The sequence below is a fragment of the Mucilaginibacter aurantiaciroseus genome (assembly GCF_024055595.1).
GTDB lineage: Bacteria > Bacteroidota > Bacteroidia > Sphingobacteriales > Sphingobacteriaceae > Mucilaginibacter > Mucilaginibacter aurantiaciroseus.
In genome coordinates this window covers 1,343,928-1,358,831 of record NZ_JAMXOF010000001.1, presented here as the reverse complement: position 1 = coordinate 1,358,831, position 14,904 = coordinate 1,343,928, and the positions used below count along the sequence as shown (strand labels likewise).

Here is a 14,904-nt window from a genome sequence, read left to right as displayed (position 1 = left end):
GCTCGCTTTTGTAACTTAAACAACTGATAAACGTAAAAAAGAAATTATTAACTTCCCCTTAATTCCGATACTCTTGCCATACAAAAAACTATTGATCAACTTTAAAAAGTTAGCCCTGACGTTTGTTTCAGGCTTAACTTTGCTTACCCATGTAAATGCCCAAACCGAAACCAAGGAGTGGAAAATTTACTCTCCAGATCAGTCCCTGCAAATAAATTTGGCTTTAAAAGATGGAAACATCACATATAAAGTGCTGAATGAAAATGCTGAAGTTATCCACCAATCTAAATTGGGGGTAGAGAGTACAACAGAAAAATTTACCGGTAATTTGAGTTTTGTGAACGAATTAACCCGTAAGATAAACGAGATTTATACATTACCTGTTGGGAAATATCATGTTTATCATGCCATAGCCAACCAGGCCAGTATAACATTTGCCAATAAAAATAAAAGCCAGTTAACTATAGATTTGCGTGCTTATAACGATGGGGTGGCATTCAGATATCGCTTCCCGGATACTGCCCGTACTTATACGCTAACCAAAGAATTAACCGAGTTTGCTGTACCGCAAGCGTCTGCATGGATGCAACCTTATGACAATGACCCTTCATATGAGAATGTTTTTCAGAACGGTATCCCTGCAGGTACCGCAGCTAAAGAAAGCAGCGGCTGGGCGTTCCCGGCGTTGTTTCATACCAAAGATAATTGGTTGCTAATATCTGAAAGCAACACCACTGTAGATAATGCCGCCATGCACCTGCAGCAAAACTGCGATAACGGTGTTTATAATATTGAGTTTCCGCTGGCCACTGAAGGTTTAGGCCAGGGCAGCCAATATCCGGTAGCTAAAACACCTTTTGCTACCGCATGGCGAATGATAATTGCCGGTAATAGCGCTGCAACCATTGTACAATCGCCTTTGGTTAACCATCTGGCGCAGCCAAACGCAATAGGAGATATCGATTGGGTTGAACCCGGCCGTTCGGCATGGAGCTGGTGGAGCGACCACGCCAGTAGCCGCAACATCACTACCATGAAACGCTTTGTTGACTTTGCCGCGAAAATGAAATTGGAATATTTTTTGGTTGATGCCAATTGGAATATACCTACAGAAGGCGGTACAATAGAAGACCTGGTTAAATATGCCAAAAACAAAAAAGTTGGCCTTACGCTTTGGTATAACTCGGGCGGGCCGTATAACAATGTTGGCGAGCAGCCACGCGATAAGATGTTTAACCCTAAAATGCGCCAGACCGAGATGGAAAAGCTGCACGAATGGGGTGTAAAAACCATTAAAGTAGATTTCTTCCAGAGCGATAAGCAGGAGATCATGAAACAATACATTGATATTTTGAAAGATGCCGCTAAAGAAAAGATAATGGTGATATTCCATGGCAGCACCATGCCAAGGGGGTGGGCGCGAACTTATCCAAACTTACTATCGATGGAATCGGTTCGCGGTGCGGAGAACTACGGATGGTCTAACGATTTTGCGAAGGACGCCGCTAAGATGAACACTATTTATGTTTTCACCCGTAATGTTGTAGGGTCTATGGACTACACACCGGTTACTTTTTCAGATTACCAATGCTGCCCACACACTACAACTAATACCCACGAGTTGGCGCTGAGTGTTATATTTGAATCGGGTATGATGCATTTTGCAGATAGCGATAAATCATATTTAAGCCAGGATAACACCGTAAAGGCATTTCTATCCAATGTGCCAAATACCTGGGACGATACAAAACTGATACAGGGCGAACCGGGTAAAGATGCCATAATTGCCCGCCGCAAAGGTAAAAACTGGTATATAGCAGGCATCAATGGCGAAAATATCGCCAAGAATTACAACTTCAGCCTGCAGTTTTTATATAATAAAAATGTTTACCACGGCACGTTATTCACGGATGGTGACACGCCTCGTACAATAGTGCATAAACACATTGTGCAGGAAAAGGATAATAAGGTTGCCATTACCATGATGCCTAAAGGTGGATTTGTTTTGGAGCTTAGGCCGCAATAATCAATATTATTTTTAAGAAAAAATTGGCTAAGATTGGCGGGTTTTGTAATTTATAGATCTGGACTAAAGCCATTATATTTATTGGACTATGTTATAACTGCCGCAGGTTTACATATTTGGATAATGTTAAACCTTAAAATTTATTAAAATGTCTATTTCAGATGTTGTATTTCAGCGCGAATTTACGCTTGGTGCCGATGAATTTATTGATGTATTAAACCGCAGTACCCTTGCCGGGCGCCGCCCGGTTGATGATGCCGAACGCATACAGGATATGCTGCAAAACGCCAACCTTATTGTAACCGCGCGCATAGATGGTAAACTGGTAGGTGTATCGCGCGCGCTTACTGATTTTGCTTTTTGTACCTATTTGTCAGACTTGGCGGTTGACCAGGCTTATCAAAAGATGGGCATTGGCGTACGCCTAATTGCCGAAACCAAGAACCACTCGCCAAAGGCAAAGCTGATATTGCTGGCAGCGCCTGCAGCGGTTAATTATTACCCAAAAACAGGTATGACCAATTTTACCCATTGTTTTTTACTGGACGATGTGAACAACCTTAAACTGAAAGAATAGGAAGCAAAACCTTTAATATTGGCCTGATATTTCAGTGGGAGACACTTTACATCTAGTCACATTTCGCCAGATCGGCATCAACCACATCAACGGGTATAGTGCCCATTTTATTACCAAACGAGTTACCAACATAGGTAAGCACCTTGGCAACATCAATGGCAGGCAGATCTACATTGGCCGGCATAACGCCTTCATAGGCTTTTCCTTTTATGATTATAATGGTTTCTTTTATCCCGTATTTAACAAAGCAGCTCAGCTGGTTGCGGTTTTTGTTCAGGTAATTCGAATCTGTAAGTGGTGGAATCAGGCTCGATAAACCTTCGCCGTTAGCGCCATGACAGTTCTGGCAATTGGTTTTGTAGATGGCCGCGCCGCCGGTGTAATAACGTTTAAAATCTTGCTCGGCATCGCTTTGGCAGGATATTACGATCACACAAATTAACAGCGTTAAAAAACCAATTATCTTTAGCTTCATTATTGGGCTATTTCGGTATTAACCTCGGCACGAAGAATCTTGATATCGTCTATCATTTTGGCAACCTGCTTTTCTTCGGTACCATCATAATATCCGCGGATGCGTTTCTGTTTATCAACCAATACAAACCAGCCCTGGTGTATATAACCACCGGGGGTACCGTCATCTTGCTTTATAGCAACCAAGTAGTTTTTTTGGCCAAGGTCGTAGGTTTTTTCTTTATTGCCCTGTAGCAACCACCAGCTGTTACCGCTGATGCCAAGCTTGTCTGCGTACTTTTTCATCACCGCAACGCTATCATGTTTTGGGTCGATGGTGTGGGATATGATTTTAAAATCGGGTACGCTCTTAAATTCGTTGTATACCTTTATCATATTGCGGTGCATTATAGGGCATATAGATGGGCAGGTAGAAAAAAAGAAATCGGCCACATAAATATCACCCTTCAGGTTTTTTTTGGTGATAGTATCGCCATATTGGTTCACAAACTTAAAATCTGGGATGGTTTGGTAAACAGTATCAACCACTTGTTTGCCGTTAACCGTTTTTGTAACCGCATCACGGTTGCCCATAATAGGCAGGGTAGGCTTATTGGAGCTGTTAAATTTACAGGCTGCTAATGTTAAAGCAATAAGGGTTAGTGCCGCTAATTTTCTCATTTGGTGGTTTTGTTTTGCTTGATAAATTTTGCTGTAACGGCCAAAGTCTTATTAAAACTATTGTCAATGGCATCTATCAGTTTCTTTTGGTCGGTAAGGTAGGTCATTATCTCGTCGTGGCTTTTACCCTTATTTTCCGCGTCGAAGTTGTGCATCCAAGTCTCCATATGAGCATCTGTACTATCCAGAGCGGTACTGTGTATTTTGGCAGCGGCGGTTACCTCGGTAGATGTGCTGTTCCTTATCAAAGTATCCAGCTGCATCTTGTTGATCATGATGAGTTGTTCTTTACCCATCACACGGTCGTGCATTTTTATTACTTCGTTAAACAGGTCTTTCTCTTGCTTTTTGGTATCGGTACAGCTAAAAATAATAAAGCTTAAAAATAATAAGGCTAATAATCTTTTCATTGTGTTAAATTGAAATGTTATACATTTTGGTTTAAGTTTCTGATGTAAAGTACGTAATCGAGCATGGGTAAGGTTGCCCCGTCCAGTTTTAAAAGTGTGCCCATTTGCGCGCGGTGATGCGTGCCATGATTTATTAAATGGGTAAGTATATCGGTTATGGTATTTTCGCAATACCCAACAGAGTTTGTGTAGCCTATAACATTTTCAAAATCCTGTTCAGGAATTGCTTCTACACAAGCTACAAGCTGTTGGTGGTTATCATTGTTAATTGTAGTCAACGTATCTGCAGACCAGTTGGGCCATAGGTTAGCAGGAGGCGCGGTTGTTTTATTGAGCCGATTTAACCATGTTTGCTGTGCTGTTAACAAGTGGGCCATCAATTCCACAGGCTTGCCCGTAGCAGCGGTTTGTACGATCAGCTCCGCTATTTTTTGATTAGCAAAATGGTCGTACTTAAGCAGGAAAATAAAATGGCTTTTCATAGCGGTAAAAGTAAACATCATTTGCTAAAATATTTTAATGCTAGGTTGATATTTATTGTCAGCTAATGGCAATCAATTTATATGCCTGTATATTACAGGCTTTAGCTTATCTAAGTCAAAATCTCCGGAGTAAATCACAATTCCGGTTTTGTCTATCAGCACAACCTGTGGGAAAGCTGCCACACTGTAATCCTTATTTACCGATGGATCGGCGGTAAATACTACATTATAATTTACCGGGTGTTTTGTTATAAACGAGGTTATAGCGGTTTTGCTATCTTTGAAAGCCGCTTATTACTGCAACTATTGCCAAATACATTACTGCTGCTAAGCAGCCATTAAAGATTTTCATGCGATAGGTTTTAAACATATTTTAAGATAGCACATTTTCTGTTAACATTATAATAACGATACGCTGATGATAACTACACACTACCACTTTATATTTGAATAAACATAAATATAAGCACCATGAAGATCATCACAAAATTAGCAGCTATAGTAAGCGACCTGCGCGAGTGGTTGTTCCTTAAAAGCATGCGTTCGTCGTTCATGCACTAAGTTTTTTTACGTAGCGCTTCATTTATACATTAATAATGTACATTTTGGGCTTCGCATCAGCTCAAATTAATGAATATCGAGAAACTGGATACATCTCTTTCTAAACAACTTTTTGGCGACGGCTTTGCCTGGGGGGTTTCTACTGCCGCGCTTCAAATAGAAGGCTCTTGTGATGCCGATGGCAAAGGCCAGTCTATATGGGATACTTTTAGCAGCCGTAAAGGCAAAATATTAAACGGCGATAAGCCACATATAGCCTGCGATTTTTATAACCGTTACCAAGAGGATGTAGACCTCGTTAAGCAACTCAATATTCCCAATTTCCGGTTTTCTATAGCTTGGAGCCGCATTTTGCCAAACGGCACCGGCGAAGTTAACCAGGCCGGGATAGACCATTACAATAATCTGATAGACTACTGCCTGCAAAAAGGCGTAGAACCATGGGTAACCATTTACCACTGGGACCTACCACAGGCGCTTGAAGATAAAGGCGGTTGGACTAACCGCGAAATAGTAAGCTGGTTTAGCGATTTTGCCACCATTTGCACCAAAGCATTTGGCGACCGCGTAAAAAACTGGATGGTAATGAACGAGCCTGCGGTATTTACCGGCGCCGGATATTTTTTAGGCATCCATGCACCGGGGCGTACCGGTTTACGTAACTTTTTACCGGCCATCCATCATGTTGTTTTAAGTATTGTAGCAGGGGCGAGGATCTTAAGAGAACTTGTGCCTGGTGCCAATATCGGCAACACCTTCTCCTGTTCGTATATCGAGCCATATGCCGATAAGCCAAGGCACATTAAAGCTGCTAAACGGGCCGATGCGCTTATCAACCGCCTATATATCGAGCCATTGTTAGGTTTAGGATACCCTACAGATGAGGTTACCGCTTTAAAAGGCATTAACAAATATATCTTACCCGGAGATGAAGCCAATATGAGTTTTGATTTCGATTTTATCGGTGTGCAAAATTATACCCGCGAGATCGTCAAATATTCCTTCTTCACCCCATACATTGGCGCCAGCTTAATTAAAGCGGAGAACAGGGGGGTAGAACTTACGGATATGAAGTGGGAGGTATTTCCACCTGCCATATATTATATGCTAAAAAAGTTTGATGCTTATCCGCAGATCAAGAAATTAATCGTGACTGAAAACGGTGCTGCATTCCCCGATGTGGTATTTGATAATGAGGTTGATGACCAGCGCCGCGTTATTTACCTGCAAAACCATATCCAACAGGTTTTAAAAGCTAAACAGGAGGGTGTAAAGGTTGAAGGCTATTTTGTGTGGACGCTTACCGATAACTTTGAATGGGCCGAAGGCTACCACCCAAGGTTTGGTTTGGTTCACGTTAATTTTGATTCACAGGAACGCATTATCAAAGCATCAGGCCATTGGTTTGCTAACCTGCTTAGGTAAGTCGGTAGGTACGCTGCGCGATATGATGGGCAGGCTGATGAAGAATGTGCTGCCGATGTTGCTCTCACTCTCAAACCAGATCTTTCCGTAATGCTTCTCCATGATCTGCCTGCAAATAGATAAACCTAGCCCAAATGATTTTTCGCCGGATGTGCCAGGTCTTTGCGCGGTAGTAAACATATTGAAAACCTCGTCTTTAAGAGTATCCGGGATGCCTATGCCGTGGTCTTGCACGGCAATAATTATCTTGCCATTTACTTCGGCAATCTTCACCTGGATCTCGCCACCGGTAGGGCTAAATTTAATTGCGTTACTGATGAGATTACTGATAACCCTCCAGATCTTCTCACGACTGATGTATAACTCCTGCTGCATGTTCAAGATATCCAGTAAGATCTTCTGGCCCTTTTCGGCGGCTTTAAAACGCAATAATTCGACGCTATTGCTTACTAACGAATTGATCTCAATTTGTTCAAGGTTCAGTGCTATAGCATTCATATTGGTAGCCTCCAATATCTCGTTTATCAGTTCCAGTGAATTAAAAGATGTTTCCTTAAGCAAGTTTATCAGTTCCTTTTGTTCTGCTGTGTAATCATCCTCAAACATCATTGTGGTGAGCGAAGCTATACCCCCTATGGGGTTACGCAAATCGTGTGCTACGGTTCGCAAGATGCGGTCTTTCTCCTGGCTGCTGGTATTAAGTTCGTTAAAGGCTTTTTCTAAAACTTGGTTTTGATCGATTATTTGCCTGTTGAGCAGGTTAAGGGTCTCCAAATCTTGTTTAGAGCGCGTCCAGTTACGATAAACCAGGAATACGATTATTAACGCCATCACCGCGAAAAATACGCTTACGCACAGGTAAATCGTTTGTAGCTTGTTATCGTTACTAAGTATGTTTATTTCGTGTTGTTTCTCGTAAATAGATAGTTGTTGGTTTACATCGGTCTGCATTAAAATGCTGGCGCGCTGTGCTATCGAATCTTTTAAAAGGTTATATTTCTGTATATGTGCTAACGCTTGTTTAAGGTCATTTTTTCGCTCGTAATAGTTTCCAAGTAATCGGTTATAATCCGCCTCTGCGTCATCATTTTTAACGGTATCTAACTGTGTGCGAATTTTAGCGAGCAATTTTAGCAGCAAGTCCTTTTGATCCAGATTTAAGTAGATCTGCCCAAGTTTTATCTCGGTTAACTCAGCGTCGTGATTGTCATAACCAGGTTTAAGGTTAATAGCGATACTTTTTTTAAGAAGATCGGCAGCTTGAGCGTATTTTTTTTGTTTGATATAAATATCGGCTATGTTGCCGTAAACCACGCCTTTTGCAGATTCTAAATGAAGTTTCCTATCAGGGTACCTAAAGCCATTCTTATCTATAAAAGCCAAAGCCTTATTAAAATAGGTAAGAGCGCTGTCCGGCTGCTCCATGTGGCGAAAACACAAGCCAACGTTATCCAATAATTCCTGGCGGCGATAGAATAAAACAAAGCCATCGCCCGAGTTTTTAAAGTTTTTATAAGTATCCTTAAAGTAGCTAAGGGCAAGAGGGTATTGGCCTTTTTTATACATGATCATCCCCATACGGTAGGTGTAATCGCCCAGGGTTTCAACATTAATATTGGAACGGTCGAGGCCTATGTAGTAACCACCGTAATATGACTCGTAAGCTTCTGAGTATTGTTTTAGTTCAAAAAGCGCGTCCCCACGCGCAAAACCAACATCGGCAACGTTACGGGAATGTGCTTTTGTATTGGTGATTTTATTGTTTACAGCAATCATGCTATCGGTGTAAGCCAGGCTTCGTTCAAACTGGCTTACCGTTTTTTGATAGTAAACAAAATGAAAACCATAAAAACGGTAACGGTCGTTAAGGGTAGGGTTGGGCAACTTATTAAAAGCCGAATCCAAATAATCAAGGCCGGGTTTTACTTTACCTTGCGACCAGAGCTTCTCGGTGTTTTTTGCAATTGACTGGAATTCTTCAGAAAATTCGCCGTCGTTGACTTTTTTTTGCGTGCAGGATGCAAAAATGAACAGAATTATATATATGCAAGTATGCCTTGTTAAAATATGGGCATATCTATCTTTTAAAAAAATCAAAGCAATAGTATATTAAGGGTACAAAAATATAATATTTGTGAAGCAATCTTACTACCTATAGCTATATTTTCATATAAGTTTATTTAAATGCGTTTTCGCCTGTTACATCCATACCGGTAATTAACAAGTGGATGTCATGTGTACCTTCATACGTAATAACCGATTCAAGGTTCATCATATGTCGCATAATTGGGTACTCGCCGGTAATACCCATGCCGCCAAGCATCTGGCGTGCCTCGCGGGCTATATTTATAGCTATTTCCACACTATTACGCTTAGCCATCGAGATCTGCGCGGCGGTGGCACGGCCTTCATTTTTAAGTGTAGCCAGGCGCCAAACTAAAAGCTGCCCTTTAGTTATTTCGGTGATCATTTCGGCCAGTTTTTTCTGTTGAAGCTGGAAACCACCAATTGGTCGGCCAAACTGCACGCGCTCTTTTGAATAGCGCAGAGCAGTATCATAACAATCCATAGCGGCACCTAAAGCGCCCCATGCTATACCGTATCGCGCCTGGTTAAGGCAACCCAACGGGCCTTTTAAACCGGATACATTGGGCAATATGTTTTCTTTTGGAATTTTTACATTATCAAAAACTAACTCGCCGGTAGCGGAGGCACGCAACGACCATTTATTATGCGTTTCCGGTGTGGTAAAACCTTCCATACCACGCTCTGCAATTAAGCCACGGATCTTGCCTGCTTCGTCTTTAGCCCAAACAATGGCAATATCTGCAAAAGGGGAGTTGGAGATCCACATTTTGGCACCGTTTAATATATAGTGATCGCCGGCATCTTTGATATTGGTAACCATGCCGTCCGGGTTAGAGCCATGGTCAGGTTCGGTCAATCCAAAACAGCCCATCAATTCGCCGCTGGCCAATTTGGGCAGATATTTATGCTTTTGCTCTTCGCTGCCGTAAGCTAATATTGGGTACATCACCAATGAGCCCTGCACCGAAGCGGTTGACCGGATACCCGAATCGCCACGCTCAATTTCCTGCATGATTATACCATAGGCCATATAGTCCAACCCAGCGCCGCCGTATTCTTCAGGAACGGTTGGCCCGAATGCGCCAACCTCGGCCAAACCTTTTAACAAATGCTTAGGGAATTCCGCGCGTTGGGCATAGTCTTCAATCACGGGGCTTACTTCTTTCTTCACCCACTCGCGTACGCTGGCGCGAATCAGTTTATGTTCTTCGGTTAAAAGTTCATCTAAAAGATAGTAATCCGGTGCTTCGTACAGGTCGGTCTTAGCCATGGCATTATAAATTGGTTGCTCAAATATAGGGCATTAAATATGAGTTAAACAAAGCCTAAATCGTTGTTTTTGAATACCACAAGGCACTTTATGCCAAAAAGTAGGTTTAAACCGTTTAAACATATTTTTTGAATGAAAAATTTTTTTGAGAAAAACAACAAACCTCATCCCGGCCCTCTCCAAAATAAAGGGGCAAAACTTCTTATCCGTTGGCTTCAGCCAACGGATAAGAATATGGGTACTTCCTGGCTTTAGCCAAACATATTTGCTTGTTTCGGCTAAAGCCATCTATACCTCCTTACCGTCCCTTGAAAGGGACGATAAGGAATTATGTAGGGTGCTAACTCACCGCCCTACAAATTTTAAACCCGTTTCATTCCACAAATCAAATATTCCCTTACTTTTGAAATATGATAAAAGTAGCTTTAGAAGGCGCCGAGTTTTTTGCTTACCATGGTTTTTACCCCGAAGAGCAGGTAATAGGCACGCATTTTTTGGTTGATGTACAGGTTGGTTTCTATGCCGATATTTATGTGGATGAAGACAACCTGCATAATACGGTAAATTACGAGGTACTGTATAATATCATCGATGAAGAAATGCAGCACGCCCGCAAAGTGATAGAAACGGTTGCGCAAAGCATACTTAACCGCATTAAAACCGAGTTTACTTTTATTGAGACTGCCGAGGTAACCATCCGCAAGCTAAGGCCTCCGTTCCGCGGGCCGCTTAAACAATCGGTTATTACGCTTAGTTATACTAAATAATATGAGTTACCATAAAATTACTGTAGAGATCCTTAGTCAGCTTACCGCTATTGTTGGCGATGAAAATATACTTACGGCCAAAGCCGAAATAGAGAACTACAGCCACGATGAAACTGAGGACCTGGTTTATTACCCGGAGGTAGTGGCCAAACCACAAACCGTAGAGCAGGTTTCGTTTTTAATGAAGGTTTGTAACGAGAACCTCATCCCTGTTACCCCGCGTGGTGCAGGTACGGGTTTGGCAGGCGGTGCCTTAGCTGTGCATGGCGGCTTAATGATCTCCATGGAACGCTTCAACAAAGTTTTAGATATCGACGAGCAAAACCTGCAGGCTACTGTAGAGCCGGGCGTAATTACAGAGCTATTCATTAATGCTGTGGCCGAAAAGGGGCTGCTTTACCCGGTAGACCCGGCAAGTAAAGGCAGTTGCTTTATAGGCGGTAATGTGGCCAATTGCAGCGGAGGACCAAGGGTAGTAAAATACGGTACCATCCGTGAATATGTATTGAATCTGGAAGTGGTGTTGCCAAACGGCGATATCATCTGGACTGGCGCAAATACGCTTAAATATGCATCAGGTTATAACCTAACCCAATTGCTGATAGGAAGCGAAGGTACGTTAGGCATTGTTACCAAAATAGTAACCAAGCTTATCCCAAAACCAACGCTGGATGCTTTGATGCTGGCTTCATTCGCTACTAACGAGGATGCCTGCGCGGCGGTATCAGCGATATTTAGGGCAGGGGTAGTGCCATCTGCACTGGAGTTTATGGAACGCCGTGGCATTGAATGGGTGATAGAACATGACGGCATCGTATTCGACCTGAAAGATGGGATAGGGGCGTTCCTGCTGATAGAAGCCGACGGCACCAACCAGGACGTGATATTTGCCGATTGCGAGAAAATAAACGAAGTTTTAGAACAGCATAATTGCCAGGATGTACTGTTTGCAGATACATCGGCACAAAAGGAAGAATTATGGCGCATCAGGCGTACCATGGCTGTTTCGGTAAAATCAAACTCGATATATAAAGAAGAAGATACCGTTGTGCCACGCGCAGCGTTGCCTCAACTGATAAAAGGGATTAAAGAGATTGGCGCTAAATATGGTTTCGAATCTGTTTGTTACGGCCATGCCGGCGACGGTAACCTGCACGTTAATATTGTTAAAGCAGGGATGAGCGATGTCGATTGGAATAGCAAACTAAAAGATGGCATCACAGAAGTTTTCGAGCTTACCGTTGCACTTGGCGGCACATTATCCGGCGAGCACGGCATAGGCCTGGTGCAAAAAGACTATATGGTCTTGAAATATACGCCCATGCACTTCGCTATCTGGAAGGGTATCAAAGCTGTTTTTGACCCTATTGGAATTTTAAATCCAGGGAAGATATTTTAGCGGATATATAAGCTACACGGTATAACAATTCGTTCAGTTATAATTTTATTGTGGATGAGGATTTTGACCTGTGGACAATGCTTTTACCTCTGATACTCCTCCAGCCCATAATAGAAAATGCTATTTTACACGGCTTAATTGTAGACCCCAAACCCGGCGCACATTTGGAAGTACGGCTTGCAAAAACAGCTAATGGCGTCTTTTTCACCGTATCAAACAACGGACTTGGCATAAATTACACGTCCAAACAACCCAAAAAAACCGGCGGCATTTAAGAGTAGTGGATAGGCATAATGCCATTAAAGAACGCATACGGGCCATCAACCTTCAAAATAAAACAACTGAAGCTAAATTTGAAATTAATGGGGGAGAAGGCGGGAAAGGAACGGTAGTGGCGGTTTTTTTGCCGTTGTTTGAGGCGGAAACGACGGTTGTATAGCCAAGACCGCCATTACTTTCGAAAAGCACGCTTGTATTAAACAATAAGCTTATTTGCCCAATAAATATAGAAGAATACGCTACTTAAATAAACCCAGGCGATCGAGAATGTAATGTGAATTATAGTTTCAAATCGTTTGCCTCTCCATAAGGTTGATGAGTAACCAAAAAACTGTACTACAAGCCTAACAAACCAAAATATTCCTAACCCTAATGCAATCTTATTGCCCAGCCTTGTTTCAATCAAATCTTGAGCGGAAGTAAGGCATAACACGCCCATCATCATTACACCTAAGGCTACAAACAATGTGTGGATGTAAAACATCTGTCTGTTTAATAGGCTCACGCTGTTAAATTCGGTAGCCCAGTTAAAATATTTTGGGAAAAACATGTGTATCAGCGCCAGAAAAATTAATAGTACTCCAATTATCTCAAGATGCAATTCCATTATGCAAGTTTAAAAATATTAACAAACGGTGTTAGCTTTTTTTCGCTGATAACTTTAAGGCCCGCGCCTGTAAAAGTTACATACCAGGCTGGTCTCGATAAAAAGTGAAAGAAACCAATATTATAAGCCAAAAAATTAGGCAGATCCCGCAAATGCTCCACTACGATAATATTACCTTCCGGTTTAACAATCCTTTTAATCTCTTTAAAAAAAGCTATCCGCTCTCTTTCATTTCTTATCTCGTGCGCGGCAAATACGATTAGGATATCGTCTGCATACTTATTTGGTAATTGTAGGTTTGTGGTTATAACCTGTTTGGTTGCATGAAATGGTTTATAGGCGTTTCTGGCGCGTTTTATAGAAACTTCGGTATGCTTTAATGGATTGTAAAAGTCTAATACGGTAAGCTTGGCGGCGGGGAATTTCGCATTCAATATTTCGCTCGTTTCATCAAACCCGGCGTGGATGTTCACTATATTAATATCAAGGTTGTTAATTTGATTGCTCAACCAATTAAATGTATAAAGGTTCGACAGATCATAAACATAAAATGAAACAAGAAGTGATATTAAAGTAGATAGGGAAATTAGGGCAGAAAAAATATAAATAACAAGTAAGTAGGCATTAGAAACCAAATTACCAACCAATAATGTACCGCAAATAAATAGAGCAGCCAGCACATAAAAATGCCAGTTAAACCTGATGATATTCCACGTACCCTGAAAAGGTTTTCTTATTGGTTCCACTTTTCTGTTTTGCCCTTTTTCCAAAAATAGGGTATGTTTCTAATAATAAAGGCGTTGGCTAAAATGCTTTTGCCAAGCTGCAAGGTTTTTAAAAGAGGGATGTTATATGCCGTCACATTCACCGGTTCGGGTATCCAATTTTCCCTTACGCCCTCAATTATCAACACTTCCTTTTTACCTGCATCATAGGTGAATGTAAAAGGCAGAGGCCCAGCAAATCTCCTTGCTTCTTTCCAGTCTACGAAAGGGGAGTTCCAGGGAAGCGGGATATTTTCGCCATCTGTTTCAACCCGGATGTTTAAGCCTGATTGAGACGAGCTAACACTTAGTCCTTCTCTTAAATTCTCGATATTAATATCCGTAGTTGTATAGTTGTAATGAGTAAATATATTACCCAGGTATTCCATTTTCTTACTGTCCGTTTCCGATTTAATGATGTATAACCCCCTAAGTCTTTTGCCGGCGTTGTTGGTGTACCTCACAAAAATTCGGTAACCCGTTAGGATGAAATTATTCCCCATAAATTTTGGAAACCCCTTTGGCCTAAGGTGTTTGGTTTTTACAATTGCTACAGCTAAAAAGGCCCATTTATCGTTCAATAGTTCTAATGATAAACACTCGGGTATTAAATGTATTAGTTCTTCTTTCGGAATAGCGAAGGTTAAGACTAATGAGCTTTCGAAAAACGCTTCAACTGCAAACGGATGGTTTTTAAGAAAAGACATTGGGCTTATTGTTGCAGTATTGGGTTTGCTTTCATTACAAACTTATTATAATATATTAATGCAATAAACATCAGGGCGAAGAATAAATTCATTCTCCCAAATAAAAGAAGATCGGGCACTAATACAAATTCCATAATATTCATGGTAGCTATCACAATTATTTGTGTTATGGCGTTTAGCCGTGGTAAAAACCTACTCAGGATCCAAACGGCCATTAGTATCTCGAGCACACCGATGATTTTGGTAAAAATTGTAGCGTATTCTGTTCCCAATATTTTCCCGACTATTTGCTGATGCCTGGGCACGAGGTTTATCACTTTACAAAACAAACCGTTCGCGACCCAAACTATGGCTATAAAAATATTTAGCGTTGCCTTTAAATTTGCCCGACTTATTGAAACCATAAAA

At 41.5% G+C, this 14,904-nt stretch carries 16 protein-coding genes; 6 read left to right on the top strand and 10 right to left on the bottom strand.

What is annotated here, in order from left to right:
• Positions 1–73: 73 nt before the first annotated feature.
• Positions 74–2,026 carry a glycoside hydrolase family 97 protein gene (locus NAF17_RS06330; protein ID WP_252757134.1) on the top strand — a complete coding sequence of 651 codons (1,953 nt, stop codon included), beginning with the start codon at positions 74–76 and terminating at the stop codon, positions 2,024–2,026.
• A 148-nt stretch (positions 2,027–2,174) separates the two neighbouring features.
• A complete protein-coding gene (locus NAF17_RS06325) occupies positions 2,175–2,603 on the top strand; it encodes a GNAT family N-acetyltransferase (RefSeq protein WP_252757133.1) in 429 nt (142 codons plus the stop codon).
• A 52-nt stretch (positions 2,604–2,655) separates the two neighbouring features.
• On the opposite strand, the gene NAF17_RS06320 is transcribed toward NAF17_RS06325, so the two are convergent.
• The 4 genes from NAF17_RS06320 to NAF17_RS06305 are packed head-to-tail and all read right to left on the bottom strand — an operon-like array spanning position 2,656 to position 4,650.
• Complete coding sequence (locus NAF17_RS06320; protein WP_252757132.1) at positions 2,656–3,078, bottom strand: c-type cytochrome; 423 nt, start codon at positions 3,076–3,078, stop codon at positions 2,656–2,658.
• Positions 3,078–3,737: an SCO family protein gene (locus NAF17_RS06315; RefSeq protein ID WP_252757131.1), complete on the bottom strand. Its 660-nt coding sequence runs from the start codon at positions 3,735–3,737 to the stop codon at positions 3,078–3,080. The genes NAF17_RS06320 and NAF17_RS06315 overlap by 1 nt, the downstream gene beginning before the upstream one ends.
• Positions 3,734–4,147: a hypothetical protein gene (locus tag NAF17_RS06310; protein WP_252757130.1), complete on the bottom strand. Its 414-nt coding sequence runs from the start codon at positions 4,145–4,147 to the stop codon at positions 3,734–3,736. Before NAF17_RS06310 ends, NAF17_RS06315 begins: the two co-directional genes overlap by 4 nt.
• Before the next feature lie 17 nt (positions 4,148–4,164).
• Positions 4,165–4,650 carry a DinB family protein gene (locus tag NAF17_RS06305; RefSeq protein WP_252757129.1) on the bottom strand — a complete coding sequence of 162 codons (486 nt, stop codon included), beginning with the start codon at positions 4,648–4,650 and terminating at the stop codon, positions 4,165–4,167.
• Between the two features lie 609 nt (positions 4,651–5,259).
• On the opposite strand from NAF17_RS06305, the gene NAF17_RS06300 reads away from it, so the two are divergent.
• A complete protein-coding gene (locus NAF17_RS06300; protein WP_252757128.1) occupies positions 5,260–6,615 on the top strand; it encodes a GH1 family beta-glucosidase in 1,356 nt (451 codons plus the stop codon).
• On the opposite strand, the gene NAF17_RS06295 is transcribed toward NAF17_RS06300, so the two are convergent.
• Together NAF17_RS06295 and NAF17_RS06290 are read right to left on the bottom strand one after the other, a co-directional pair.
• On the bottom strand, positions 6,583–8,712 hold the full coding sequence (locus tag NAF17_RS06295) for a tetratricopeptide repeat-containing sensor histidine kinase (protein WP_252757127.1): 2,130 nt from the start codon (positions 8,710–8,712) through the stop codon (positions 6,583–6,585). The two genes, NAF17_RS06300 and NAF17_RS06295, sit on opposite strands and share 33 nt — an antisense overlap.
• A gap of 79 nt (positions 8,713–8,791) precedes the next feature.
• Positions 8,792–9,973: an acyl-CoA dehydrogenase family protein gene (locus NAF17_RS06290; RefSeq protein WP_252757126.1), complete on the bottom strand. Its 1,182-nt coding sequence runs from the start codon at positions 9,971–9,973 to the stop codon at positions 8,792–8,794.
• A 410-nt stretch (positions 9,974–10,383) separates the two neighbouring features.
• Between NAF17_RS06290 and folB the strand changes: the two genes are divergently transcribed.
• From folB to NAF17_RS06275, 3 genes are read left to right on the top strand one after another with little or no spacing between them, the layout of a single operon-like run.
• Complete coding sequence (folB, locus tag NAF17_RS06285) at positions 10,384–10,740, top strand: dihydroneopterin aldolase (RefSeq protein WP_252757125.1); 357 nt, start codon at positions 10,384–10,386, stop codon at positions 10,738–10,740.
• Between the two features lies 1 nt (position 10,741).
• Positions 10,742–12,139, top strand: a complete 1,398-nt coding sequence (locus tag NAF17_RS06280) for an FAD-binding oxidoreductase (protein ID WP_252757124.1) — start codon at positions 10,742–10,744, stop codon at positions 12,137–12,139.
• Between the two features lie 50 nt (positions 12,140–12,189).
• On the top strand, positions 12,190–12,414 hold the full coding sequence (locus NAF17_RS06275; protein WP_252757123.1) for a hypothetical protein: 225 nt from the start codon (positions 12,190–12,192) through the stop codon (positions 12,412–12,414).
• 200 nt (positions 12,415–12,614) lie between these two features.
• Here the strand turns inward: NAF17_RS06275 and NAF17_RS06270 are convergent, their stop codons facing one another.
• The 4 genes from NAF17_RS06270 to NAF17_RS06255 all read right to left on the bottom strand — a co-directional run bounded on the left by NAF17_RS06270 (position 12,615) and on the right by NAF17_RS06255 (position 14,900).
• Positions 12,615–13,025: a hypothetical protein gene (locus tag NAF17_RS06270; protein WP_252757122.1), complete on the bottom strand. Its 411-nt coding sequence runs from the start codon at positions 13,023–13,025 to the stop codon at positions 12,615–12,617.
• Entirely contained in the window at positions 13,025–13,534 is a 510-nt protein-coding gene (locus NAF17_RS06265; RefSeq protein WP_252757121.1) for a methyltransferase domain-containing protein, read from the bottom strand. Before NAF17_RS06265 ends, NAF17_RS06270 begins: the two co-directional genes overlap by 1 nt.
• A 224-nt stretch (positions 13,535–13,758) precedes the next feature.
• Positions 13,759–14,496 (bottom strand): DUF2071 domain-containing protein, encoded by a 738-nt coding sequence (locus tag NAF17_RS06260; protein WP_252757120.1) that lies wholly within the window; start codon positions 14,494–14,496, stop codon positions 13,759–13,761.
• 5 nt (positions 14,497–14,501) lie between these two features.
• Positions 14,502–14,900: a DoxX-like family protein gene (locus NAF17_RS06255; RefSeq protein ID WP_252757119.1), complete on the bottom strand. Its 399-nt coding sequence runs from the start codon at positions 14,898–14,900 to the stop codon at positions 14,502–14,504.
• Between the last annotated feature and the right edge of the window lie 4 nt (positions 14,901–14,904).